The sequence below is a fragment of the Buttiauxella noackiae ATCC 51607 genome (genome assembly GCF_001654865.1).
GTDB classification, from domain to species: Bacteria; Pseudomonadota; Gammaproteobacteria; order Enterobacterales; family Enterobacteriaceae; genus Buttiauxella; species Buttiauxella noackiae.
In genome coordinates this window covers 96,799-119,562 of record NZ_LXEO01000015.1, presented here as the reverse complement: position 1 = coordinate 119,562, position 22,764 = coordinate 96,799, and the positions used below count along the sequence as shown (strand labels likewise).

Annotated in this window: 23 protein-coding genes; 15 read left to right on the top strand and 8 right to left on the bottom strand. The window is 49.7% G+C overall.

Going from position 1 to position 22,764, the window contains the following annotated elements; all coding sequences use genetic code 11:
- Positions 1 to 24: 24 nt before the first annotated feature.
- Entirely contained in the window at positions 25 to 768 is a 744-nt protein-coding gene (locus M979_RS06830; protein ID WP_064554232.1) for an SDR family oxidoreductase, read from the top strand.
- 70 nt (positions 769 to 838) lie between these two features.
- Here M979_RS06830 and M979_RS06825 read toward each other — a convergent pair whose 3' ends face one another.
- Both M979_RS06825 and M979_RS06820 read right to left on the bottom strand, forming a co-directional pair.
- Entirely contained in the window at positions 839 to 1,084 is a 246-nt protein-coding gene (locus M979_RS06825) for a DUF2554 family protein (protein ID WP_064554269.1), read from the bottom strand.
- Positions 1,085 to 1,293: 209 nt separating this feature from the next.
- Positions 1,294 to 1,623 carry an SMR family transporter gene (locus M979_RS06820; protein WP_034457061.1) on the bottom strand — a complete coding sequence of 110 codons (330 nt, stop codon included), beginning with the start codon at positions 1,621 to 1,623 and terminating at the stop codon, positions 1,294 to 1,296.
- Between the two features lie 324 nt (positions 1,624 to 1,947).
- On the opposite strand from M979_RS06820, the gene nfrB reads away from it, so the two are divergent.
- From nfrB to M979_RS06805, 3 genes are read left to right on the top strand one after another with little or no spacing between them, the layout of a single operon-like run.
- On the top strand, positions 1,948 to 4,173 hold the full coding sequence (gene nfrB, locus M979_RS06815; protein WP_064554231.1) for a cyclic di-3',5'-guanylate-activated glycosyltransferase NfrB: 2,226 nt from the start codon (positions 1,948 to 1,950) through the stop codon (positions 4,171 to 4,173).
- On the top strand, positions 4,170 to 6,950 hold the full coding sequence (locus tag M979_RS06810) for an NfrA family protein (protein WP_064554230.1): 2,781 nt from the start codon (positions 4,170 to 4,172) through the stop codon (positions 6,948 to 6,950). The genes nfrB and M979_RS06810 overlap by 4 nt, the downstream gene beginning before the upstream one ends.
- Positions 6,950 to 7,813: a DUF4434 domain-containing protein gene (locus M979_RS06805; RefSeq protein ID WP_064554229.1), complete on the top strand. Its 864-nt coding sequence runs from the start codon at positions 6,950 to 6,952 to the stop codon at positions 7,811 to 7,813. The genes M979_RS06810 and M979_RS06805 overlap by 1 nt, the downstream gene beginning before the upstream one ends.
- On the opposite strand, the gene M979_RS06800 is transcribed toward M979_RS06805, so the two are convergent.
- From M979_RS06800 to M979_RS06790, 3 genes are read right to left on the bottom strand one after another with little or no spacing between them, the layout of a single operon-like run.
- A complete protein-coding gene (locus tag M979_RS06800; RefSeq protein ID WP_064554228.1) occupies positions 7,814 to 7,936 on the bottom strand; it encodes a DUF2474 domain-containing protein in 123 nt (40 codons plus the stop codon).
- A complete protein-coding gene (cydB, locus tag M979_RS06795; protein ID WP_064554227.1) occupies positions 7,936 to 8,949 on the bottom strand; it encodes a cytochrome d ubiquinol oxidase subunit II in 1,014 nt (337 codons plus the stop codon). Before cydB ends, M979_RS06800 begins: the two co-directional genes overlap by 1 nt.
- Entirely contained in the window at positions 8,949 to 10,349 is a 1,401-nt protein-coding gene (locus M979_RS06790) for a cytochrome ubiquinol oxidase subunit I (protein ID WP_034455514.1), read from the bottom strand. Before M979_RS06790 ends, cydB begins: the two co-directional genes overlap by 1 nt.
- 214 nt (positions 10,350 to 10,563) lie before the next feature.
- Here M979_RS06790 and M979_RS06785 point away from each other — a divergent pair, with 214 nt between their 5' ends.
- The 3 genes from M979_RS06785 to M979_RS06775 all read left to right on the top strand — a co-directional run bounded on the left by M979_RS06785 (position 10,564) and on the right by M979_RS06775 (position 12,968).
- A complete protein-coding gene (locus M979_RS06785; protein ID WP_064554226.1) occupies positions 10,564 to 10,773 on the top strand; it encodes a hypothetical protein in 210 nt (69 codons plus the stop codon).
- A 249-nt stretch (positions 10,774 to 11,022) separates the two neighbouring features.
- The gene (locus M979_RS06780) at positions 11,023 to 12,435 is read left to right on the top strand and encodes an aminotransferase-like domain-containing protein (RefSeq protein ID WP_064554225.1); all 1,413 of its coding nucleotides are present in this window, start codon (positions 11,023 to 11,025) and stop codon (positions 12,433 to 12,435) included.
- A 2-nt stretch (positions 12,436 to 12,437) separates the two neighbouring features.
- A complete protein-coding gene (locus tag M979_RS06775; protein WP_064554224.1) occupies positions 12,438 to 12,968 on the top strand; it encodes a GNAT family N-acetyltransferase in 531 nt (176 codons plus the stop codon).
- Here M979_RS06775 and M979_RS06770 read toward each other — a convergent pair.
- Positions 12,960 to 13,751, bottom strand: a complete 792-nt coding sequence (locus M979_RS06770; protein ID WP_034457063.1) for an IclR family transcriptional regulator domain-containing protein — start codon at positions 13,749 to 13,751, stop codon at positions 12,960 to 12,962. The two genes, M979_RS06775 and M979_RS06770, sit on opposite strands and share 9 nt — an antisense overlap.
- Positions 13,752 to 14,065: 314 nt before the next feature.
- On the opposite strand from M979_RS06770, the gene M979_RS06765 reads away from it, so the two are divergent.
- The 7 genes from M979_RS06765 to benD all read left to right on the top strand — a co-directional run bounded on the left by M979_RS06765 (position 14,066) and on the right by benD (position 20,275).
- The gene (locus M979_RS06765) at positions 14,066 to 15,184 is read left to right on the top strand and encodes a muconate cycloisomerase family protein (protein ID WP_064554223.1); all 1,119 of its coding nucleotides are present in this window, start codon (positions 14,066 to 14,068) and stop codon (positions 15,182 to 15,184) included.
- A 10-nt stretch (positions 15,185 to 15,194) separates the two neighbouring features.
- Entirely contained in the window at positions 15,195 to 15,485 is a 291-nt protein-coding gene (gene catC, locus M979_RS06760; protein WP_034455519.1) for a muconolactone Delta-isomerase, read from the top strand.
- A gap of 78 nt (positions 15,486 to 15,563) precedes the next feature.
- On the top strand, positions 15,564 to 16,490 hold the full coding sequence (gene catA, locus M979_RS06755) for a catechol 1,2-dioxygenase (protein ID WP_064554222.1): 927 nt from the start codon (positions 15,564 to 15,566) through the stop codon (positions 16,488 to 16,490).
- Positions 16,491 to 16,578: 88 nt separating this feature from the next.
- Positions 16,579 to 17,964, top strand: coding sequence for a Rieske 2Fe-2S domain-containing protein (locus tag M979_RS06750; protein ID WP_064554221.1), 1,386 nt, complete (start codon positions 16,579 to 16,581; stop codon positions 17,962 to 17,964).
- Positions 17,961 to 18,449, top strand: coding sequence for a benzoate 1,2-dioxygenase small subunit (gene benB, locus M979_RS06745; RefSeq protein ID WP_064554220.1), 489 nt, complete (start codon positions 17,961 to 17,963; stop codon positions 18,447 to 18,449). Before M979_RS06750 ends, benB begins: the two co-directional genes overlap by 4 nt.
- 14 nt (positions 18,450 to 18,463) lie before the next feature.
- Positions 18,464 to 19,492: a benzoate 1,2-dioxygenase electron transfer component BenC gene (benC, locus tag M979_RS06740; protein ID WP_064554219.1), complete on the top strand. Its 1,029-nt coding sequence runs from the start codon at positions 18,464 to 18,466 to the stop codon at positions 19,490 to 19,492.
- A gap of 9 nt (positions 19,493 to 19,501) precedes the next feature.
- Positions 19,502 to 20,275: a benzoate diol dehydrogenase BenD gene (benD, locus tag M979_RS06735; RefSeq protein WP_064554218.1), complete on the top strand. Its 774-nt coding sequence runs from the start codon at positions 19,502 to 19,504 to the stop codon at positions 20,273 to 20,275.
- Positions 20,276 to 20,465: 190 nt separating this feature from the next.
- On the opposite strand, the gene M979_RS06730 is transcribed toward benD, so the two are convergent.
- Complete coding sequence (locus M979_RS06730; protein ID WP_064554217.1) at positions 20,466 to 20,894, bottom strand: TOBE domain-containing protein; 429 nt, start codon at positions 20,892 to 20,894, stop codon at positions 20,466 to 20,468.
- Between the two features lie 44 nt (positions 20,895 to 20,938).
- A complete protein-coding gene (locus M979_RS06725) occupies positions 20,939 to 21,325 on the bottom strand; it encodes a VOC family protein (protein WP_064554216.1) in 387 nt (128 codons plus the stop codon).
- Between the two features lie 289 nt (positions 21,326 to 21,614).
- Here M979_RS06725 and ydcS point away from each other — a divergent pair, with 289 nt between their 5' ends.
- Positions 21,615 to 22,760, top strand: coding sequence for a putative ABC transporter substrate-binding protein YdcS (ydcS, locus tag M979_RS06720; RefSeq protein WP_064554215.1), 1,146 nt, complete (start codon positions 21,615 to 21,617; stop codon positions 22,758 to 22,760).
- Positions 22,761 to 22,764: the final 4 nt, after the last annotated feature.

Sequence of the window (22,764 nt, the reverse complement as noted above, 5' to 3'; positions counted from 1 at the left end):
CTAGTCAATCATGGAGTAACAGCAATGGGCAGACTTCAAGGTAAATACGCATTAATCACCGGTGGAACCAGCGGTATTGGGTTTGAAACCGCGCGGCAGTTTATTGCCGAGGGGGCAACAGTTGCGATCACCGGGCGTAGCGAATCAGGATTATTGGCTGCCAAAGAACAACTGGGAAAAGTACATATTATTCGCAGCGAAGCGGGTGATATCGGTCAACAACGTGATGTGGCTAAACAGATTGCGCAACGCTGGCCGCGCCTGGACGTGTTGTATGTGAATGCCGGTGATGTAACGCATCATCCACTACAAGACTGGGACGAAAGCAGTTATGACCGACTGATGAATACCAATCTTAAAGGGCCGTTCTTTTTGATTCAGGCGCTATTGCCACTGCTGGCTAACCCAGCCTCGCTAATTGTTTGTGGTTCTGTGAGTGCGCATATTGGTTTGCCACAAAGCAATGTTTACGCTGCCAGCAAAGCCGCAATTCTTTCACTGGCACGAACACTTTCTGGCGAGTTGCACTCGCGAGGTATTCGGGTGAATGGATTAAGTCCTGGCCCAACAGAAACGCCGGCTTTGGGTAAACTTGGCAATGGTGCGTCGCAAGAAGCACTACACGAAGAGATTCGTGCGCTCGTGCCAATCGGTCGTTTGGGCACGGCTCTTGAATTGGCAAAAGCCGCCGTCTTTCTCGCATCTGATGAATCTGCTTTTATGGTCGGCAGCGAATTATTAATAGATGGTGGAGTAGGCAATTTGTAATAACGATTGAAGAGCTCAGTTCGATTTACCAGAAGAGATATTCGTTTAAATCGAACTGAGTTATACGGCCTTAGAGTTGATGAATCCCCGGACGGCGCTCTTTTACGTGAAAATGCTGTTCACGAAAATCGGCGGCGGAATCCTCGGCAGCCTGACGAATTTCGTCACTATCAGCCTGATGGCGTAGCAACATGTCAGCACTTTTGACGACCAAATAAAAATGACCATGTGTTTGTGCTGTAGTCTGACCAGAGAACAGCACCGTGCCTATAAGCAACAAAATCATCCCTAATTTTGATCTCAATTGTTTAACCATTACCATCAACCTCATTAACGTGACGGGCACACTGTATAGATAATTCCGCCTGGTTACTATTCAACTTTTAGAAAAAAAGCAAAAGAATTGTCAGCAGTGTAAAAGGTTCAACAGTTAAGTTTTGGTTGATGATTGGTTAATAATTGATATGCCATGCTGCCAAGCTTTCGCTATAGAAAAGCCCGCAAACATGGCGATAAAAAGAGGGATTAATGCGCAACCGACTTTGAAAATAAGTTAATGACTAACACGCCAATAATGATCAACGCCATACCCGCGATCGCCGGCCAATCAAGTTTCTGACCCAAAAAAATCCAGCCCACAGCACCGATTAACACGATTCCAGCACCAGACCAAATGGCATAAATTATACCGGTAGGGATGGTGCGCATGGTTACCGACAAGCAATAAAACGCCACGCCGTAGAACACAATAGTGACCACGCTTGGCCATAAACGGCTAAATCCCTCCGAGAGTTTCAGGGATGTGGTCGCAATCACTTCTGCAATAATTGCCACAATCAGCCAGATATAAGTCATGTTCGTTTCTCCCTCACTATTCAGGCCGTCAATGTAAAGATCAAAGCCATTGCTGGCAAGAAATGCTCCCTCACCATCGTAGAAACTCTCATTTTCCATGCCTTTCTAATGCTCTGTGTTTCATTTGGATACTAGTTGAAAACACTGGTTTTTATGCTGATAATGCGATTTTATTGATTGTAAAAAGCATTAATTGCAGGTTTATAACCTTCCAGGATTCATCTTATTATTTTATGATACGGGTAACATATGAGGCCTTGTTGTCGATGCATCTGACCTCTGTGGATCGCAGCACTAGGCTTCACATGACCTTTGAGGTAAAAAATGGACTGGTTTGTTGATTACTTTTCAACGTATCTCTACGGTTTGAAATTCATCGCTATTACGCTGGCGATATTGATGTTAATTAGCGGAATTGATGACCTATTTATTGATATTGTTTACTGGGTTCGCCGGGGATGGCGCGCAGTGACGGTATATCGCAACAATGATTATCTCGACTATAAAGCCCTGTATGAGCCACAAGAAAAAGCATTGGCTATTATGGTTCCCGCATGGAATGAAACCGGGGTTATCGGGAATATGGCGCGTCTGGCTGCCAGTTCACTGGACTACGAAAACTACCATATATTTGTAGGTACTTACCCTAATGACCCGGATACGCAACGTGATGTAGATGAAGTCTGCGCACGTTTTCCAAACGTTCATAAAGTGGTATGCGCACGGCCAGGCCCCACCAGCAAAGCAGACTGCCTGAACAACATTCTGGATGCGATTTTACAGTTTGAAAACAGCGCGCGTTTTAACTTCTCCGGTTTTATTCTTCACGATGCAGAAGATGTTATTTCTCCCCTCGAATTGCGCCTTTTCAATTATCTGGTTGATAGAAAAGACTTAATTCAGATCCCTGTGTATCCCTTTGAACGCAAATGGACGCACTTCACAAGCCTTAGCTATCTGGATGAGTTTTCAGAGCTGCATGGTAAAGATGTACCGGTACGCGAGGCATTAGCCGGGCAGGTTCCCAGCGCAGGTGTGGGTACATGTTTTAGCCGCCGTGCGGTTCTGGCGTTATTAGCCGATGGTGACGGCATTGCGTTTGATGTGCAGAGCCTGACGGAAGATTACGATATTGGTTTCCGTCTGCGTCAAAAAGGAATGGAAGAGATTTTCTGTCGCTTCCCGGTTGTTGACGCAAAAGATAAATCAGCCAAACCCTTTGGCCAACGCGCTCGAACTGCCAATGTTATCTGTGTGCGCGAATATTTCCCTGACACCTTTGCCACAGCCGTGCGGCAAAAATCACGTTGGATAATCGGCATCGTATTCCAGGGTTTTAAAACTCACCGCTGGAGTTCGAGCCCGGTTCTCAACTATTTCCTGTGGCGTGACCGTAAAGGGGCGATCGCAAACTTCCTGAGTTTTGCGGCGATGCTAGTCATGTTGCAACTGGTTGCCATCATCATTTATCAGCGCAACGTCGATGGAGCATGGCAGTTCTTATCAATATTTGTCGGCGGTTCATGGTTGACGATGTTGCTGTGGATTAACTTTCTGCTGATGTCTAACCGCATCATTCAACGCATGATTTTCGTGACAGGTTATTACGGGCTGGCGCAAGGTTTGTTGGTTATTCCACGGCTGTTCTGGGGCAACCTCATTAACTTTATGGCGAACTGGCGGGCGATTAAGCAGGTTATCCAACATGGCGACCCTCGCCGCGTGGCATGGGATAAAACGACTCACGATTTCCCGAGCGTTAGTGCTCAGCGCTCAGCTCAACCATTAGGTTATATCCTCGTGGATTCTGGTGTGATTACCCAGGCTGAACTTGAAGAAGCGCTGCAAAAGCGCATTCCAGGACTAAAACTGGGCGGAAGCCTCGTACAACTGGGCTATATCACTGCATATCAGCTTGCAGTTGCCCTGGCAAAACAGGCTGAAGTGCCAATGGAGTCGATTGATCCTCTCGCGCTCGATGAATCACTGATTAAGAGCGTTCCTGCAAAAGTAGTGCTGCACCATGCGGTTCTGCCATTGCGCATGGAAGGTGACACCCTGATTCTGGCTTGTGAAAACTCAATTGATCCCGTTTCTTTATCAGCGCTGGGCCGCAAACTCGAACGCAATGTCAGCTACGTTATTGTGCCGCGAGGCCAGGTGGTGATTGGCCTGCGTCACTGGTATGGCGAAGAACAATCGACAAAAGAAAAGCAATTGCTCGACAGTGCTGTAAAAGAAAACCTTCTCACAAAAGCGCAGGCTGATGAGATTTGGGACAAATATGTCTCCGGACAACTTCTGTTTGCTGAAGTGTTGAGCAATGAGTCTCACCTTAATGAAGCTGTTCTGCGTGCTGTGCTATTACGTTATGAACGCAGCGATTTGATGTTCGGCGAGTTTCTGGTGCAAGAAGGTGTAGTGAGCCAACATGTTGTTGATCACGCGCTGGCACAGCAAAAGAGATTGCAACCTTCGTTGAAAGGTCTGCTGAAAAAAGCAGGTATCAGCGGATTGCAACAGATACAGCTCGCCGGAGAGAGAGTATGAAAATACGACTAACTCCGCTGGCGACTCTGGTTTGTGGTGTTTTACTTGCCGTACCCGCTTTGGCTGCGCAGGAAGGGTCTAAACAAGATCCTGAAATCAGTGATTACCTTTATTTCAAGGTTTACCCGCATATTGAACGGGCACATAAAGCCCTGAAAGCTAATGATGAAACTCGCGCGTTGCGCAGTTTTGAGCATGCACATGCAATGGCACCCGAAAGTGTTCGCCTGTCGTTATGGCTGGCTGAGGCTTATCGACACTTTGGCTACGATAAGAAAGCACGGGAATTACTGGAAACTGAGCTTGCGAAAAGGCCACAAAACCCTGATTTACAGCGCGCTCTGGTGGCGATTCCTGTGCCTGCTCCAGAAGTCAAAACACATGAGCAATTGTTAGCTTTCCAGAAAAACTGTGATGCCGCGCCGGGCATTCAGTGTCGTAGCGAAGTGGGCAACTATGCTCTCAAACTCAATAACCTGGATATAGCCCGAGCGCAGTTATCTGACCCGCAGTTCCGTCACTCAAAAGAGGGGCAACAACTGACGGACAACTACACGCAACGTGCAATTTTCTTGCACCAGTGGGCGGCAGCCGATCAGGGTTTCGCCCTGTTAGATAGCGAGGCGACGTTGAGTGAGGCGCAGTATCAGCAATGGTTTGCCATTTTGTTGCATATGCACCGCGATCAGCGAATCCTGGATTTGCAAAGCCAGGGCGTGATGAACAGTGCCGGAATGCAACTGGCTTATGCGCAGTCATTGGCTGATCGTAATGCACTGACTCAATTGCGCCGTTATCTCGCAAGCCGTAAACCCGTATTTGCTTCAGCCATAGAAGAACGTAATTGGATGCGATTATTGGCAACCTATAGCCAGCAACCAGGGCACACCGTTGCGGGATGGAGCGTTAAATATCCAGAAAACAAAAAGTATGTGTTATCGACTTTAGTGCCCATCCGCATCCAAAAAGGTGACTGGACAGGGGCGCGCGAACTGCTCAGTACCTTCCCGCAAATGCAGGCTCTCGATCAGCGTTTAGCGTTAAGTCTGGCGCAGAAAGACACACAGTCCAGCATGCAGATCATTAATAAAATCTCGCAAACTCGCGGTTTATCCGCGCAAGAACTGGAAACTGCAAGCTATCAACTGGTTTCGATGGGCCAGGGGAAGGTGGCTACCAAACTGCTATTGCGTTACTGGCCATTTAATCAGGCCGGTAAGTTACAGCATTCACTGAGTGCACGCTTATATAGCCAGCTTGCAGCACACCCGGATTGGTTGACTGCCGAGAATAAAGCGCGACTGGCCAAACCTTTGCCAACTGCCACACAACGTATGGCGCAGGCACGACTGTTCCAGGGACAGGAAAACTGCCACATTGTGCGCAACCTGGTAGGTGATTTATCTGCGCAGTATGACGCTGAAACCTGGTCGCATCTGGCGCAATGCTATCCGGGGCAGCCTGGTTTGGCTCTGTATGCAGCTGAACAAGCGGTAGCGCGCGACCCTTCGCCGTTTTATCAACGTCAGGTGGCTTATCTGGCTTATGCCGCAGAAGATTACGCACTAGCCAATACGAGTTGGGCACAGATTCCTGCCACAGAAATGGTGGATATCGATGTACAGGCTGCGGCGCGCAGCGCAAAACTTGCCGGAGATGAGAAGGCCTTTGCTCATTGGCAGAATATTGCCTCACAACGGGGAATGTCGGATCTGAAACTGGAATCGACTCCCATGATGGATGATGCCGTGCGTGGTTTCGCGCTATTAACGCAAGGTAAGCATTACGAAGCCCGTGATGCACTGGAAAAAGCCCTTGAAACCCACACGGATTCCCCCGAGATCTTGCGCCAACTGGTTTATCTCAATGAACGGCTGGACGATAAGCCGAAAACTAAGCAGTACAGCGAGCAAGTTGTGGATGACATTGATAACAGCATCACGCCGCAACAACAGTTGAGTGACAAACAGCAAGAAGACCGTTTTGAGTTCCGCCGAATTCATGAGGATAGCCAACGTCGCTGGACTTTCACCTACGATGGTTCATTCGGTTTAACGTCAAATTCATTGAATAGTGGAGGCAGTAATAACGGGGTTCAGCAGGGGAAAAGTTACCGTAGCTATCAGCAATTTGAGGCCGAGTACCGCATTGGTAAAAACCAGCTTATCGACGGCGATCAGCTTTCTGTTTACAGCCGTGTGTTTGCTGGTAGTGACAGTAACGGCCAGCAGAGCTTTATGCCGGTTTATGAGCCAATGTTGGGAGTTGGTGTGCGCTGGAAACCGCTTCGTGAGCAGGTTATTTATCTGGCGGCTGAACAACAAATTCCGCTGGATCATCATCACGGCCAGGCTGACGTTATGCTGCGTGCCAGTGCCTCGTTCTTTAATGGCGGTAAATATAGTGATGATTGGCATCCGACAGGAAATGGATGGATGGCACAAAATCTCTATCTTGATGCGGCGCATTTTGTGAAAGCGGATTATCAGCTTTATACCGCCGATTACCGCATGAGTTGGCATCAAAAAATCAATAGTAAACAAACTATTGAGCCTTACTGGCATGCCCAGTACAACGCCAGTACAGACACTCCGTATCGCGACAATACCCTGGGTGGGGTTGGTGTGAGGCTGAATACCTGGTTTGGAGAGACGCACTACAGTGCCTTCCCACACAAAGTCAGTGTTGGGCTAGAGTATCAGCGTGCATTCTCCGGGCACAACCGCGATACCGACTCCAAAAATAATCTTTTCCTGACTCTGGGAGCACGCTGGTAATGAAAATCTTATTAACCGCGTTACTGCTGGTTGCCCCTTTTGCCAATGCCATGAATGCGGTGATGTATCAGCCGCAATTGCGCGATATTACAGTGACTGATGCCCAGTGGCAGAGTGTGTTGAGTAAACTCAAAGGGCAGGGAATTGATACGCTGGTATTGCAGTGGAGCCGCTACGATGATGCGTTTCGCGATGGGAAATCTCGCGCCTGGCTTGAACAGAAAGCACAACTCACCGCTGCCAACGATATGAAACTGGTCATCGGCCTTGCTGCCGATGGTCGATTTTTTGAGCGACAAAAACAGCCGCTTCCGGCGCTTGAAAATTATCTCAACCGCCTGCGAGCGAATGATGTTGCGGTCGCAAAACGTTGGGTAGATGTACTGGGAGAGAAGTCGATTGCGGGTTGGTATATCAGTAGCGAACTCGATGACCTGCGCTGGCGCGACCCAAAAATGCAGCAGGCAGCGCTGAGCTGGCTGAGTAAAACCCGTCTGTCATTGGCGGGGGTTGCTGATAAGCCCGTTGCGGTAAGTAGTTTCTTTGCCGGAAATATGACGCCCGACTCTTATCGTAAATGGGTGACAACCATTAGCCATAGTGGCGTAAAAGTTTGGGTGCAGGATGGCGCGGGAACGCAAATGTTGACTGATGCTGAACGGGCGTTGTATCTGAAAGTCCCGTCTGCGGGCAACGTAATCGAACTGTTCCGTCAGGATAAACAGGCCAAAACGTTTAAAGCAACACCTGCACCTGCGGCATATCAGCAAAAATGGCTTGCGACACCTGTCCCGCCGGGGCAGGACAGAGTCTACTTTTCATTGCGCTATATGAGTGCGGCAAGTGGTGTGTTAGCCATTTGATCAGGACTTAAACCCGGCCGCTGTCATCAGCAGCCGGAATCCCATCCCCACAGCGGTTAAAGCTAAAACACTCGCGCCCCATAACGCGACCATCCACAACAAACGGACTCCGGTCTGTTTCATCAGTGATACCCCTCACCATGTTGTACTTTTCCGCGAAAAACGTAATAGCTCCAGAAGGTGTAAACCAAAATAATGGGGATAATAAACAGCGCGCCGACCAGCATAAAGCCCTGACTTTGCGGCGGAGCCGCAGCCTGCCAAAGCGTAATTGATGGCGGGATGAGATAGGGCCAGATACTAATACCCAGGCCGCTAAAACCTAAGAAAATCAGCCCCAACGTCAGCAAAAACGGTGTGCTGTGCCAGCTTTTCCCGGAACCAACCGCTTTCCATAACCAGATGCTGCACAACACCACCAGAAGTGGTACTGGCAACAGGAAGTACAGATTCGGCAGGCTAAACCAGCGGTCAGAAATTTGTGGATGTGCAAGGGGTGTCCAGACACTGATTACCGCGATAATGGCCAACATCATCGCCAGTAATGGCTTCACGGCTTTACGCATGGTTTTCAGCAAAGGATCTTCACTTTTCATTACCAGCCAACTGGCACCCAGCAGTGCATATGCCACTACCAGACCAACGCCACAGAACAGATTAAACGGAGTAATCCAGTCCAGTTGCGAACCGCCGAAAGTACGCCCGGTGACCGGGAAGCCGGAAATCACCGCTCCTACCACAACCCCCTGGCAAAACGTCGCCACTATCGAGCCGCCAATAAATGCTTTATCCCAGAAAGGCCGATGTGCAGGCGTTGCTTTAAAGCGGAACTCAAATGCCACTCCACGAAATATCAAACCAATGAGCATTAGCGTTAACGGAATGGTGAGAGCATCAATAATAACGGCGTATGCAAGAGGGAATGCGCCAAATAACGCCGCGCCCCCGAGAACCAACCAGGTTTCGTTACCGTCCCAAACGGGAGCCACACTGTTCACCATCACATCGCGATCCTCTGCGTCACGAACAAACGGGAACAGAATGCCAATGCCGAGATCAAAGCCATCCATCACGATGTACATCAATGTTGCGAAGACAATAATCACGAACCAAATAACTGACAGATCGACGCCCATTAGCGTAGCTCCTCTAGTGATTCTGTTGCCGCAGAGAGCGGGCGAGAAGGTGTGCCGTGCGAAGGAGGTGTGTCGTCGTTAAACGGTTGCGGCCCTTTCTTAATCTGACGAATCATATAGCTATATCCCACGCCAAATACCGACATATACACCACAAAGAAAGTCAGCAGGCTTATGCTCATCTGCAAGTTGCCATGTGCTGAAACAGCATCTTTAGTGCGCAACAGGCCGTACACAACCCACGGTTGGCGTCCCACTTCTGTCGTCACCCAACCGGCCAGAATTGCGATAAGCCCGGATGGACCCATCCATAACATAAAGCGCAGGAAGGTGCGGTTCTCGTATAAACGATGGCGATAGCGCAGCCACAAACTCATCACGCCCGCCAGAATCATCAACATGCCCAGGCCCGCCATAATACGGAACGACCAGAACACTATCGTTGAGTTCGGTCGGTCTTCTTTTGGGAACTCTTTTAGCGCCGGAACTTGTTTATCCAGGCTATGGGTGAGAATGAGACTGCCAAGTGCCGGGATTTCAAGGCCAAAGCGCGTGCGTTCTTGCTCCATATCAGGCCAGCCAAACAGCAGTAACGGCGTGGGCTCACCTGGCACATTTTCCCAATGGCCTTCGATGGCTGCAATTTTGGCAGGCTGGTGTTTCAGGGTATTGAGTCCGTGCATATCGCCAATCATGGCTTGTAGTGGAGCAACAATTAACGCCATCCAAAGCGCCATTGAAAACATGGTTTTAATGGCTGGGCTTTTGTTGCCACGGAGTAAATGCCAGGCTGCCGATGCTCCCACAAAGAAGGCACTACTCAGGAATGCTGCCACCGACATATGCAACAGGCGGTAAGGGAAGGAGGGGTTAAACACCACCGCGAACCAGTCTACCGGCACAACCTGGCCGTTGTGGATTTCAAACCCTTGTGGCGTTTGCATCCAGCTATTAGAGGCCAGAATCCAGAATGTTGAGATAAGTGTGCCGAGTGCCACCATACAAGTGGCAAAGAAATGCAGCCCAGGCCCGACACGCTTCCAGCCAAACAGCATCACGCCCAGGAATCCAGCTTCGAGGAAAAATGCCGTCAGTACTTCATAGGTCAAAAGCGGTCCGGTTATGCTACCCGCGAATTGCGAAAAGCCGCTCCAGTTAGTGCCGAACTGATAGGCCATCACCAGCCCGGACACCACGCCCATGCCGAAGTTAACAGCGAAGATCTTTGACCAGAAATCGTATAGCGAACGATAAGTCGGATTTTTAGATTTCAGCCATAGCCCTTCAAGCACAGCCAGATAGCTGGCAAGCCCGATGGTGATGGCAGGGAAAATAATGTGGAAAGAAACAGTAAAAGCAAACTGAATCCTCGCCAGATGAAACGCATCTAAACCAAACATGCAGGACTCCGCATAATAATTATTTCGATACGATTGTAAGCCGCGCCACATCTGGCTTGTAGAAACAGACTGCTGACATAAACCTATAACAGTTTAGACCCTCTCCGGACTCTTCCCCAAAACGGCACAAGATTTATACATCAATGAACATCCGGTTTTTGTTTCGTTCAGCCTGGTACAAATGAAGTATCAAGGCAGTCGATGGCTTAATTAAATGCAGACATTATCGATGCTTAAGGTTCTTCGATATTCGGCTGAGTCTTTAACCCTGCTACTTGCTGCTGCCAAATTGGCTGACATCCCAGCCCTCATGGATGTGAGCGTTAACAATAAAAAAATCCCGGCCATGCGACTCCGCAATTACCGGGATGAATTCAAACACAGCAGTAAATATCTTTTTTATGTACACACCATTTATGTGTAATTCAGAAACAGAAAATCCACAATTGAATACTCTTTCATTGTTAAGTTTATTTTAAGTTTTTGCGCGCCGTAGCATTGTGAATGGTACGGTTTGGTTTTGTGCTTAGCGCCAACAATTTGGCAATCACTGATTTCCATAGATAGTCTGTAGTGACATGGCTGGTGCGAAGGAAAAGCCTTATTTGTCTATAACAGTTGATTAAATTGGCGTATTTTTAGTTAACTGATATAGAAACGGTACGGCCACAAAATGAAAAAATACCAGCAACTTGCACAGCAGATTATCGATCAAATTGCCCTCGGTGCCTGGCTGGCAGGGGATAAGTTGCCGTCGTTGCGCGAACAAGTCGCGCTAAGCGGCATGAGTTTTATGACTGTCAGCCATGCCTATCAGATGCTCGAAAGTCAGGGGGTGATTGTCGCCCGGCCTCAATCTGGCTATTACGTGGCTTCTCGCCCGGCAACGCGCAGTGCGATAGCTCCTGTAAAAGTGACGCGTGATGAAGCGGTAGATATTAATACCTATATTTTTGATGTGTTGCAGGCCAGTGCTGACTCAACTGTGGTGCCATTCGGATCCGCTTTCCCCGACCCGCGTTTATTCCCGCTTCAGCAACTCAACCGCTCACTTGCCACCGTCAGTAAAACGGCAACAGCAATGAGCGTGATTGAAAACCTGCCGCCGGGTAACGAAGCGCTACGCCATGCCATTGCTCGACGTTACGCCCAACATGGAATGCAAGTTTCGCCGGATGAAATTGTCATAACCGCCGGTGCGCTGGAAGCGTTAAATCTCAGCCTGCAAGCGGTGACTGAGCCGGGCGATTGGGTGATTGTGGAAAACCCCTGTTTTTACGGTGCGTTACAGGCTCTGGAACGCTTGCGATTAAAGGCGCTGTCAGTGGCGACCGATCCACAAAATGGCATCGATCTGGTGGCACTGAAACAGGCGCTTAACGATTATCCAGTCAAAGCCTGTTGGTTAATGACCAACGCTCAGAATCCACTTGGTGTGACGTTGTCACAACAAAAGAAGCAGCAACTTGTTGAATTGCTACAACAACATAATGTGACGCTCATCGAAGATGACGTGTATAGCGAGTTGTATTACGGCCGCGAACGTCCGCTACCAGCACGGGCATATGATGCGCAGGGTATTACGCTGCATTGCTCGTCATTTTCGAAATGCCTGGTAGCTGGGTTTCGTATTGGCTGGGTGGCGGCAGGGAAACATGCACGTCGTATTCAGCAGCTTCAGTTAATGAGCACACTTTCCGCCAGTTCGCCAATGCAGCTGGCGCTGGTGGATTATCTGGCGACCAAACGTTACGACACTCACTTACGTAAGCTGCGGCGCATTCTTGCTGAGCGCAAACAGCAAACCTTGCAAGCGCTACATCAACTTTTCCCCGCAGAAGTAAAAATCCATCACAGTGAAAGCGGCTATTTCGTCTGGGTTGAACTGCCGGAATATATGGATGCCAGCGTGCTAAGTGAACAGGCTATTGCTCATAAAATCAGTATCGCTCCGGGTAAAATGTTTACCACCGGAGGCGCCTGGCATAACTATTTTCGTCTGAATGCCTCATGGGCTTTAGGCGAGCGAGAGCAGCACGCGGTGGAGACATTAGCGAATCTCATCAAAAATCAAATGAAGGAGTAGCCATGGAATATCACACCGAACGCCTGATCCTACGACAATGGAAACAGAGCGACCTCGAACCGTTTGCTGCGTTAAACGCGAATCCTGAAGTGATGCGCTACTTTCCGAAGATACGTACGCGTGAAGAAAGTGACGAAATGGTCAAGACTATCGAACAACGAATAGCGGAAAACGGCTGGGGTTTTTGGGCCGTGGAGGAGAAAAGCAGCGGAGCATTTATCGGTTTTGTTGGGCTAAATATTCCTGGCTATGAATTGCCTTTTTCACCAGTTATTGAAATTGGCTGGCGGCTTGATAACGCGTTCTGGGGCAAAGGTTATGCGCCAGAAGCAGCGCATAAAGCATTGGAAATTGGTTTTGAGCAGTTTGCAATGAAAGAAATTGTGGCCTTTACCGCGCTGGATAATATCCCTTCACAGCGCGTGATGGAAAAAATCGGTATGCAGCGCGGTGAGGAGTTTGATCATCCTCTCCTGGATGAAGGGCACCCCTTACGGCGACATATTGTTTACCGGATTGCCAACCTAAAGTGACATCGATAACTCTGCGGCAGCACGACGCAACGGCGGTAATATCTGCGCACGAAGATCGGCCACGGTAAGTTCTGCGGCAGGGACACCTACATTCATCGCCGCAACGACTTTCCCACCGCGAGCCAGCATGGGCACTGCCACAGACCGCAGGCCAATTTCAAGTTGCTGATCGTTAATGGCATACCCCTGGCGGCGCACTAGCGCAATCTCTTCGCGCAATTGTGTAACTGTCGTGATGGAGTATTGGGTGTAGCGGATAAGTTTTACCCGTTCCAGCCATGCTTCAAGTTCAGCCTCCGGCAATGCGCTTAATAACACGCGGCCCATGGATGTGGCCCAGGCTGGCAGGCGGCTGCCCCGGCCTATATCGATGCTCACCAGGTTATTGACTGCGGTGCGTGCGATATACAGTACATCATCCCCATCCAGAGTGGCGACTGAGCATGATTGGCTCAGGCTTTTACTCAGGTTATCGAGCGATATTTGCGCAGCTTTCGCCAACGGCGTACCCGCCAGATAAGCATGGCCGACGGTCAGTACTCGTGGCAGCAATTCATAACTGCGCCCATCAGGGCTATGCACCATACCCAGTGTCGCAAGGGTATACAGGCAACGGCGAACAGCCGCCCGTGAAATATGCGTTTTCTGGCTCAGTTGAGAAATAGTCAAACGCTGGCGCTGAGGGGTAAAAGCATTAAGCACTTCCAGGCCACGAGCCAGAGAGAGCATAAAATTAGGATCGCGTTTTGCAACAGATTGAATTTCTTCGTTTTCGCTCGCCATAACTTCAATGTTATCAGGATTGCTGCCTGCCATTTAAATGTCCCACGGTCGCGTCAGAATGTTCTCCAGAATGCGCTAACTACTGCGTAGCGACAATCGTGAATCAATCAATATGAAGAATATTCCACTGGGATCACAAATTAACGGTGAATAACCGAAACGCGTCGATAATCGCACATAAATTCGATTACCGCCGTTGACGCCGGGTCGAGTGAACTCCTATTGTCAGAAAACACCGCTAAGGTTGCAGGGGTAATTTACCCGCAACGAAGGGTGATAACTATCTGATTATAAAAGTGCCCAAGGGAAGAGATATGAGCGCCACTATCGAACAACTCGACACCGTGATTGTTGACCTGCCGACCATCCGGCCACATAAACTCTCCATGACCACTATGGGATGCCAGACTTTGGTTATCCTGCGTCTGACTCGCTCAGACGGTATTGTCGGGATTGGCGAAGCGACAACCATTGGCGGCCTGAGTTACGGCGTGGAAAGTCCGGAAGCTATCAAATCGGCAATTGATACCTATCTTGCGCCACTGCTCATCGGGCAGGCAGCAGGTAATGTGAATGCCCTTGTGGCGCTGATGAACAAGTGCGTGCGTGGCAATACCTTCGCTAAATCCGCCATTGAAACCGCACTGCTCGATGCGCAGGGAAAAGCGTTGGGTCTGCCGATAAGTTCGCTGTTGGGTGGTGCTCTGACCACGAAACTTCCGGTTTTATGGACGCTGGCCAGCGGCGACACCAGTAAAGACATTGCAGAAGGTGAAAAGCTGCTGGCAGAAGGGCGGCATAACGCCTTCAAACTTAAAATTGGAGCGCGGGATTATCACACCGATATGCAACACACCCGTGCCATTGTGGATGCACTTGGCGATCGTGCCAGCATTCGCGTTGATGTGAATCAGGCGTGGGACACCAGCACCGCCGTGCGCGGTTGCGCTGAGCTTGATGCAATGGGTATTGATCTTATTGAACAGCCGGTGGCGGCGCAAAACCGGGAAGCACTGGTGCATCTTAGCCAGCATTGCCGAGCTGCTATCCTTGCCGACGAAGCGGTTGCCAGCAGTGATGACGGTTTTGATATTGCCCGCCGTGGTTTTATTGGCGCATACGCGTTGAAAATTGCTAAATCAGGTGGCCCGGCTAGCGTGTTGAGGCTGGCCCATGTGGCTCAGGCTGCGGGAATCGGTTTGTATGGCGGGACGATGCTGGAAGGCACTGTCGGTACAGTTGCCTCTTTACATGCCTGGTCAACGCTGCCATTGCAGTGGGGGACTGAAATGTTCGGCCCTCTATTATTGAAAGATGACATTGTTGAGAACCCGCTGCATTTTTCCAATAGTTCCGTCGAATTGCCTCAGACTCCAGGGCTTGGCGTAACCATTGATGAAGATAAGCTCAACTATTATCGCCGCAAGGAATGAGGAGAATGAGATGTTATTTAAAGTTGAAATGACGGTAAATATTCCGCCAGATATGCCGGTAACAACGGCGACAGAAATTAAAGCGAAAGAAAAAGCCTATTCACAAGCTTTACAGCAAGAAGGTAAATGGCGGCATATCTGGCGCGTTGCTGGTCTGTATTCAAATGTTAGCATTTTTGATGTTAAAGATGCCGATGAATTGCACGAAATATTAATGGGACTACCACTTTATCCTTATATGGATATTCAAGTGGATGCTTTGTGTCGCCATCCATCATCAATTCGTAACGACGATAAGTAAATAACAATAATAATCTATCTTAGTCGTGCTCTTTTTTTAGGGCATGGCTCCCTACAAATAAGCAATGAGACAATTATTATGACAAAGAACTTCATTAACCAACCAGAAGTGCAAGCATTATTAAGAGAGAGCGCCGGTTTAAATAGTGCGGAGGGCGATGAGCGTTTTAAAAATATTATCCATCGCATGTTAGAAAATATCTGTGCGTTGATTGATGATTTTAATGTTACCGAAGAAGAGTTCTGGCACGCAGTTAATTACCTGCACGAGTTGGGTGGCAGCAAAGAGGCGGCATTATTAGCCGCAGGCCTTGGCATTGAGCACTATCTGGATTTACGTCAGGATGCTCTGGATGCCGCAGCTGAGATTGAAACCGGCACACCACGTACCATTGAAGGGCCGCTGTATGTTGCTAATGCGCCACTTTCTCAGGGCCATGATCGTATGGATGATGGGAAGGACCAGGGTAAAACCATGTGGCTGTTCGGAACTGTGCGTGACACGAAAGGCAACCCGGTGGCAAATGCTGTGGTTGATATCTGGCACGCCAATACGCTGGGTAACTACTCCTTCTTCGACCAAAGCCAGAGCGAATACAATCTGCGTCGCCGCATTAAAACCGGTAGTGATGGGCGTTACAGTGTGCAAAGTATTGTACCGTCAGGCTACGGTTGCCCACCGAATGGTCCGACACAGCACCTATTGAATGGTTTAGGACGTCACGGAAATCGTCCCGCGCATATTCATTTCTTTGTTTCCGCTCCAGGTCATAAACATCTCACCAGCCAGATCAATCTCAGTGGTGATAAATATCTATGGGATGATTTTGCCTTTGCAACCCGTGACGGATTAATTGCCGATCCGGTAGAAGTGAATGATACACAGATTATTAAAACGCGAGGCTTGAATGGCCCGCATACCGAAGTGAATTTTGACTTCACGCTTTGCGTTTCTCATTCACCAGAAGAAGAGTCCCGCATCACTCGCCTGCGCGCCAAAGAATAATAAGAGTGCCAGCATAAGCTGGCACCGCTTTCACCTCAGGCCATACATTACATCGCGAAATAAAAGATCCCCAACGGGAGATTAAGCTATGCAAAACAAACTGGATTTATTAAAGAAAAAAATCGGCAATGCGTTAATTGTTGATCGTGAAAATGATATTTATCGCTACAACAGGAATATTTTTATTGATGAGCAACTGTTTGAGCTCGAAATGAAACATATATTTGAAGGAGGGTGGGTCTATCTGGCACACGAAAGCCAAATTCCTGAGCCTGGTGATTATTTTACGTTAACGCTTGGTAGACAACCTGTCATTATTACGCGTGATAAAAAGAGTGAATTACACGGTTTAATTAATAGCTGTGCACACCGTGGTGCCATGTTATGCCGCCGTAAAGCAGGTAATAAAAGCTCATTTACCTGCCCATTCCACGGTTGGACGTTTAGCAATAACGGTAAATTACTAAAAGCCAAAGATGAAAGCGTGGGTGGCTATCCGGGAAACTTTAAACAACACGGTTCCCACGACCTTAAAAAGCTCCCGCGCTTTGAGTCATATCGCGGGTTCCTGTTTGGCAGCCTTTCAGAAGATGTGATGCCGCTTAATGATTATCTCGGTGAAACGCTAAAAATCATCGATCTGATAGTCGATCAGGCACCTGATGGACTCGAAGTTCTGCAAGGTGCATCGAGTTACATTTATGAGGGTAACTGGAAACTGGGTGCTGAAAATGGCGCCGATGGCTATCACGTCAGTGTCGTCCACTGGAATTACGCCTCGACCATGTCGCGCCGCAATTATGAAGAAGAGGGGACGCAGGCGGTAGACGCCAATGGCTGGTCGAAAAGCATTGGCGGTGGCTACGGTTTTGAACACGGACACATGCTGCTCTGGACGCGGGCACTTAACCCGCAGGTACGTCCGGTATTTGCCGAGCGTGACCGTCTGACTGCCCAGTTTGGTGAGTTACGAGCCGACCAAATGGTGAATGAAACGCGCAATCTATGCCTGTATCCCAATGTTTACCTGATGGATCAGTTCTCCACGCAGATCCGTGTCATCCGCCCTCTGGCGGTGGATAAAACCGAAGTGACCATCTATTGTTTTGCGCCCAAAGGGGAAGCCCCTGAAACTCGTGCCACACGTATTCGCCAATACGAAGATTTCTTTAATGTCAGTGGGATGGGTACGCCGGATGATTTGGAAGAGTTCCGCGCCTGCCAGAACGGTTATCTGGGGCAAAACCTGGAGTGGAGCGATCTGAGTCGTGGGGCGCAACATTGGGTTTATGGACCTGATGAACATGCCCAGAAAGCAGGGTTTGTGCCGCAAATGAGCGGCATACGTTCCGAAGACGAAGCGTTGTATATCGCGCACCACCATCACTGGCAACAAACCATGTTGGCCGCGATTGAAAAAGAGCAACGCAGTTACGACGCCTCCATTACCCAACGCGTGGAGGTGATGCCATGAGCCTGGATATCAATGCCATCAGCCAGTTTCTCTATTATGAAGCGAGTTTGTTAGACGATCGTCAGTGGGATGAATGGATAAGCTGCTACAGCCCGAAAGTGGTGTACTGGATGCCAGCCTGGGGTGATGACGACCAACTCACCACCGACCCCTATAGCCAGATTTCACTGATTTTTTACCCAAACCGCCAGGGGCTGGAAGACCGTGTATATCGCATTAAAACGGAGCGCTCCGGTGCCAGTACACCCGAGCCACGGACTACGCATATGCTGTCAAATATCGCCATTGTAAGCCAAAACGGTAACTGCGTAGATGTGCGCTACAACTGGGTGACTCATAGCCACCGCTATCAGCAGAGTGGTTATTTCTTTGGCACCACATATTGCACCCTGGATTTGAGCGAAAGTCGTCCGCAAATCACACGCAAAACCATTCATCTGAATAACGATTACATTCGTCAGGTGATCGACATCTATCACGTCTGAGAAGAGGTAATGCCATGAGCTTTAACATCGCCCTCAACTTTGAAGATGGGGTCACGCGTTTTATTTCCTGCAATGTGGGTGAAAAGGTGCTGGATGCGGCCTATCGCCAGAAAGTGAATTTACCGATGGATTGCTCTGATGGCGTATGTGGCACCTGTAAATGCCACTGTGCGAGCGGAGAGTACAATCTCGGTGACGATTTTCTTGAAGATGCGCTCTCCGAAGATGAAGCACAACAGCGACTGGTTCTAACCTGTCAGATGGTGCCTGATTCTGATTGTGTGATTGATGTGCCAGTGCCCGCAGCTGCCTGCAAAACAGGTATCGGCAGTTTCGAGGGGACGGTAATACGCAGTGAAGCACTGACGCCCAGCGCGATAGAGCTGGTCATTGCCCTGGATAAGGGAGTCGATTTCCTGCCGGGGCAGTACGTCAATATCCAGATCCCCGGAGGGACGCAGGTGCGCGCCTATTCATTTAGTTCACTACCCGGTGATACGCAGGCCAGTTTTCTCATTCGCAATGTTCCCGGCGGCATGATGAGTACCTGGCTTGGGCAGCATGCGAAAGCCGGAGATGTATTAACGCTCACAGGTCCAATGGGCAGTTTTTATCTGCGCCCGGCGTTACGACCTATTTTGATGCTGGCCGGTGGTACAGGGCTGGCTCCGTTTCTCGCCATGCTCAGGCAATTGGCGAAAACGCCCGCTGAACAGCCGATTACGCTGCTTTATGGTGTGACGAAAGATACCGACCTGGTGATGGTTGAGGCGCTTAACGAACTGGCCGCTCGTTTGCCAAATTTGACCTGGCTACCGGTAGTGACCGATGAGGCTTCCACCTGCCCACAAAAAGGCTATGTCACCGATCACTTCAGTGAGGAGTTGCTTAATCAGGGTGAGGTGGATGTGTATCTGTGCGGCCCACCTCCAATGGTTGATGCGGTTTTACGCAGCTTCCGTGAGCGTCAAATCACTCCGGCGAATTTCCATTACGAAAAATTCACGCCCAGCCAGAATGCAACGGATAACGCGGCAGCCTAAGGAGCCATAATGCGATTTCATAATAAAGTGATGGTTATTACCGGAGCGGCTCAGGGCATTGGCCGCCAGGTTGCTGAACAAGCCGTTAAAGAAGGGGCGCGACTGGTGCTGATTGACCGTGCTCGCTACGTTCACGAACTTGCGCACAACTTGCGTCAACAAGGTGGAGATGTGTTGGCTATTGAGGCCGACCTTGAACAATGGCAAAGCACTGAACAGGCCATGAGTGAGGCTCATTTGCATTTTGGCGTGATTGACGTGCTGGTTAATAACGTCGGCGGGACTATTTGGGCTCGCCCTTTTGCTGAGTATCAGGCGGAGCAAATTGAAGCGGAAATCCGACGCTCGTTATTTCCCACGTTGTGGGGATGCCGCGCCGTTTTGCCTTACATGCTCACCCAACAACGCGGCGCGATTGTGAATGTTTCTTCTGTGGCTACGCGTGGGGTTAACCGTGTGCCATATTCCGCCGCCAAAGGTGGGGTAAATGCGTTAACACAATCGTTGGCGATGGAGTATACGGGAAGTGGCATCCGTATTAATGCCACGGCACCGGGCGGTACCGACGCGCCTGCGCGCCTGACACCTCGTAACCAGGAGCAGCCAGGCCCGCAGGAACAGGAGTGGTATCAGCAGGTGGTCGATCAAACCAAAGAGAGCAGCCTGATGCATCGTTATGGCACGCTCGCTGAACAGGCTAATGCCATTTTATTTCTGGCAAGTGACGAGGCAAGCTATATCACCGGGACTATTCTTCCGGTAGGTGGTGGGGATTTGGGATAAGAGCGTGAAAACCAGGGCCGTTATCGGCCCTGGGAGACTAATGACAAACCTTTTCGTAGGTCGGATAAGCGTAGCGTCATCCGACAAAACGGGCCAAAACGGTGGATGACGCTAATGCTTATCCACCCTACAAAACCCGGTCATCACTCTTTTTCAGCAATCTGGCAGGGCCGTTATCGGCCCTGGTTTATTACTTTTTCACTGCCAGCAGCACGGATGAGGCTTTGACTAAGGCGATCAAACGGCTGCCGTCTTTCAGCGCCATGTCATCGGCGGCTTCGTTGGTCACAATCGCAGTTAATTCAGCGCCGCCATCAGTGGCAATACTTACTGTGGTATTCACCGCACCGCGCGCAAGGGAGCGTACTTTCCCTGGGAATTGATTGCGGGCCGAAAACTGTAAACCGCAATCTTCGGTGGCCAGCATGACCCAAGGGGCTTTAATCAGCGCGATGGCTTCTTTACCCGGTTTTAACCCTAACGCTTCTTTGCTGGAGCGCGTCACAACCGCCACCAGCTTACCGCCACTGTTAAGCGTCAGTTCAACTTCGTCATTCACCGCGCCATCAGCAATATGGCTCACCGTTCCAGTGAGTTGGTTACGTGCGGAAATAGTCATTTTTTCTCCTTTTAATGATTCGCAGATGCACTAAGCATAGAGCATCAAGACGTTATCTCAATCAGATTGCCATCCGGGTCGGCTATCACCGCCTCGTAGAAACCATCACCCGTCCAGCGAGCTTCGTGAACCAAAGCCCCCAGTGGTTTAAGACTTGCCACCAACTTATCGACCGCTTCAACAGACCCCAGGCTAATGGCAATATGTGCCCAGCCGGTGCGGTTATCTTCGCGTGGCGGTTTCGCTACCAGCCCTGGTAATGTCATCAATTCCAGCGCGGGGCCATTTTCCAGCGTCACAAAATGGGAGATAAACCCTTCGCGGCGCTTCGAATGGTATGCCTCACCAATTTTTGCGTTGAAGTGTTGACGCCAGAATGCGCAAGCATCTTCAAGGTTATTGGTCCACACAGCGATATGAGCAACCTGCATTTTCATCTCCATCCATATGAAATTTCGATAATTGAGAAAAACGGTAGCGCGGAGTCACCGTCTCGCTTACATCTATCTACACTTTAAAAATCATCCAGTTATCTTACCTCGGCGAAAATTTCTGCGGTGTACTTTACTGCGCCCTATATCACATCCTGGTGAAATTTCCCCAAGCCAGCATGCTGGCTATATTGGCGCAGACTATTGTTTTTGTACGGGGATTTTTTTGCTCTTTCGGCACTAAACCCAATCAGGTGCCGCCTTTATCTTTCCGACAGGAGAAGCAGCAATGCGTACAAAACAGGCTATATGGACTTTATCCACCCTCTGTTTGACCGTGCTTTCTGCACAGGCGGCAGGGCTTCCAGACAAAATTGGCCCCGGTGAAGGGCAGCTCGATATTATCGCCTGGCCGGGTTATATCGAACGCGGCGATACCGATAAAGCGTACAACTGGGTGACGGATTTCGAAAAAGAGACCGGTTGTAAGGTGAACGTGAAAACGGCCGCCACCTCAGACGAAATGGTCAGTTTAATGGCGAAGGGCGGTTATGACCTGGTTACCGCGTCAGGCGATGCATCTCTACGCCTGATTATGGGCAAACGCGTACAGCCGATTAATACGGCACTCATCCCAAACTGGAAAAACGTCGATCCGCGTCTGGTGAAAGGATCGTGGTTTAACGTGGGCGATAAAGTTTACGGCACGCCATATCAGTGGGGGCCGAACCTGCTGATGTACAACACCAAAACCTTCCCGACACCACCTGACAGCTGGGGCGTGGTGTTCGTCAAACAGGATTTGCCTGACGGCAAAACCAACCAGGGCCGTGTGCAGGCTTATGACGGACCGATTTACATTGCCGATGCCGCGCTGTTTGTCAAAGCCACCCAACCGCAACTGGGTATTACCGACCCATACCAGCTGACCGAAGAACAATATGCCGCAGTGCTAAAAGTACTGCGTGATCAACATGGGTTGATTCACCGCTACTGGCACGACACGACCGTGCAGATGAGTGACTTCAAAAATGAAGGCGTGGTTGCTTCAAGTGCCTGGCCGTATCAGGCAAACGCCCTGAAAGGCGAAGGCCAGCCGATTGCCACAGTATTCCCGAAAGAAGGCGTCACCGGGTGGGCGGATACCACCATGCTGCATGCTGATGCAAAACATATGAACTGTGCCTACAAATGGATGAACCACTCGCTGACCCCGAAAGTGCAGGGTGACGTTGCTGCATGGTTTGGTTCACTGCCAGCGGTGGCTGAAGGTTGTAAAGCCAGTACGCTTCTGGGCGACAAAGGCTGCGAAACCAACGGTTATAACTACTTCGATAAGATTGTGTTCTGGAAAACTCCGATCGCTGAAGGCGGTAAATTCGTGCCGTACAGTCGCTGGACCCAGGATTATATCGCCATTATGGGTGGCCGCTAAGCCT

Coding starts and splice junctions, on each gene's coding strand:
- cydB (WP_064554227.1), bottom strand. CDS start 8,949: ATGGGCGTCGATCTGTCAGTTATTTGGTTCGTGATTATTGTCTTCGCA.
- M979_RS06800 (WP_064554228.1), bottom strand. CDS start 7,936: ATGAAACAGACCGGAGTCCGTTTGTTGTGGATGGTCGCGTTATGGGGC.
- M979_RS06765 (WP_064554223.1), top strand. CDS start 14,066: ATGAGCGCCACTATCGAACAACTCGACACCGTGATTGTTGACCTGCCG.
- nfrB (WP_064554231.1), top strand. CDS start 1,948: ATGGACTGGTTTGTTGATTACTTTTCAACGTATCTCTACGGTTTGAAA.
- M979_RS06730 (WP_064554217.1), bottom strand. CDS start 20,894: ATGACTATTTCCGCACGTAACCAACTCACTGGAACGGTGAGCCATATT.
- benC (WP_064554219.1), top strand. CDS start 18,464: ATGAGCTTTAACATCGCCCTCAACTTTGAAGATGGGGTCACGCGTTTT.
- M979_RS06790 (WP_034455514.1), bottom strand. CDS start 10,349: ATGTTTGGTTTAGATGCGTTTCATCTGGCGAGGATTCAGTTTGCTTTT.
- M979_RS06750 (WP_064554221.1), top strand. CDS start 16,579: ATGCAAAACAAACTGGATTTATTAAAGAAAAAAATCGGCAATGCGTTA.
- M979_RS06775 (WP_064554224.1), top strand. CDS start 12,438: ATGGAATATCACACCGAACGCCTGATCCTACGACAATGGAAACAGAGC.
- M979_RS06825 (WP_064554269.1), bottom strand. CDS start 1,084: ATGGTTAAACAATTGAGATCAAAATTAGGGATGATTTTGTTGCTTATA.
- M979_RS06785 (WP_064554226.1), top strand. CDS start 10,564: ATGCAGACATTATCGATGCTTAAGGTTCTTCGATATTCGGCTGAGTCT.
- M979_RS06770 (WP_034457063.1), bottom strand. CDS start 13,751: ATGGCGAGCGAAAACGAAGAAATTCAATCTGTTGCAAAACGCGATCCT.
- benB (WP_064554220.1), top strand. CDS start 17,961: ATGAGCCTGGATATCAATGCCATCAGCCAGTTTCTCTATTATGAAGCG.
- benD (WP_064554218.1), top strand. CDS start 19,502: ATGCGATTTCATAATAAAGTGATGGTTATTACCGGAGCGGCTCAGGGC.
- catC (WP_034455519.1), top strand. CDS start 15,195: ATGTTATTTAAAGTTGAAATGACGGTAAATATTCCGCCAGATATGCCG.
- M979_RS06780 (WP_064554225.1), top strand. CDS start 11,023: ATGAAAAAATACCAGCAACTTGCACAGCAGATTATCGATCAAATTGCC.
- catA (WP_064554222.1), top strand. CDS start 15,564: ATGACAAAGAACTTCATTAACCAACCAGAAGTGCAAGCATTATTAAGA.
- M979_RS06830 (WP_064554232.1), top strand. CDS start 25: ATGGGCAGACTTCAAGGTAAATACGCATTAATCACCGGTGGAACCAGC.
- ydcS (WP_064554215.1), top strand. CDS start 21,615: ATGCGTACAAAACAGGCTATATGGACTTTATCCACCCTCTGTTTGACC.
- M979_RS06820 (WP_034457061.1), bottom strand. CDS start 1,623: ATGACTTATATCTGGCTGATTGTGGCAATTATTGCAGAAGTGATTGCG.
- M979_RS06725 (WP_064554216.1), bottom strand. CDS start 21,325: ATGCAGGTTGCTCATATCGCTGTGTGGACCAATAACCTTGAAGATGCT.
- M979_RS06810 (WP_064554230.1), top strand. CDS start 4,170: ATGAAAATACGACTAACTCCGCTGGCGACTCTGGTTTGTGGTGTTTTA.
- M979_RS06805 (WP_064554229.1), top strand. CDS start 6,950: ATGAAAATCTTATTAACCGCGTTACTGCTGGTTGCCCCTTTTGCCAAT.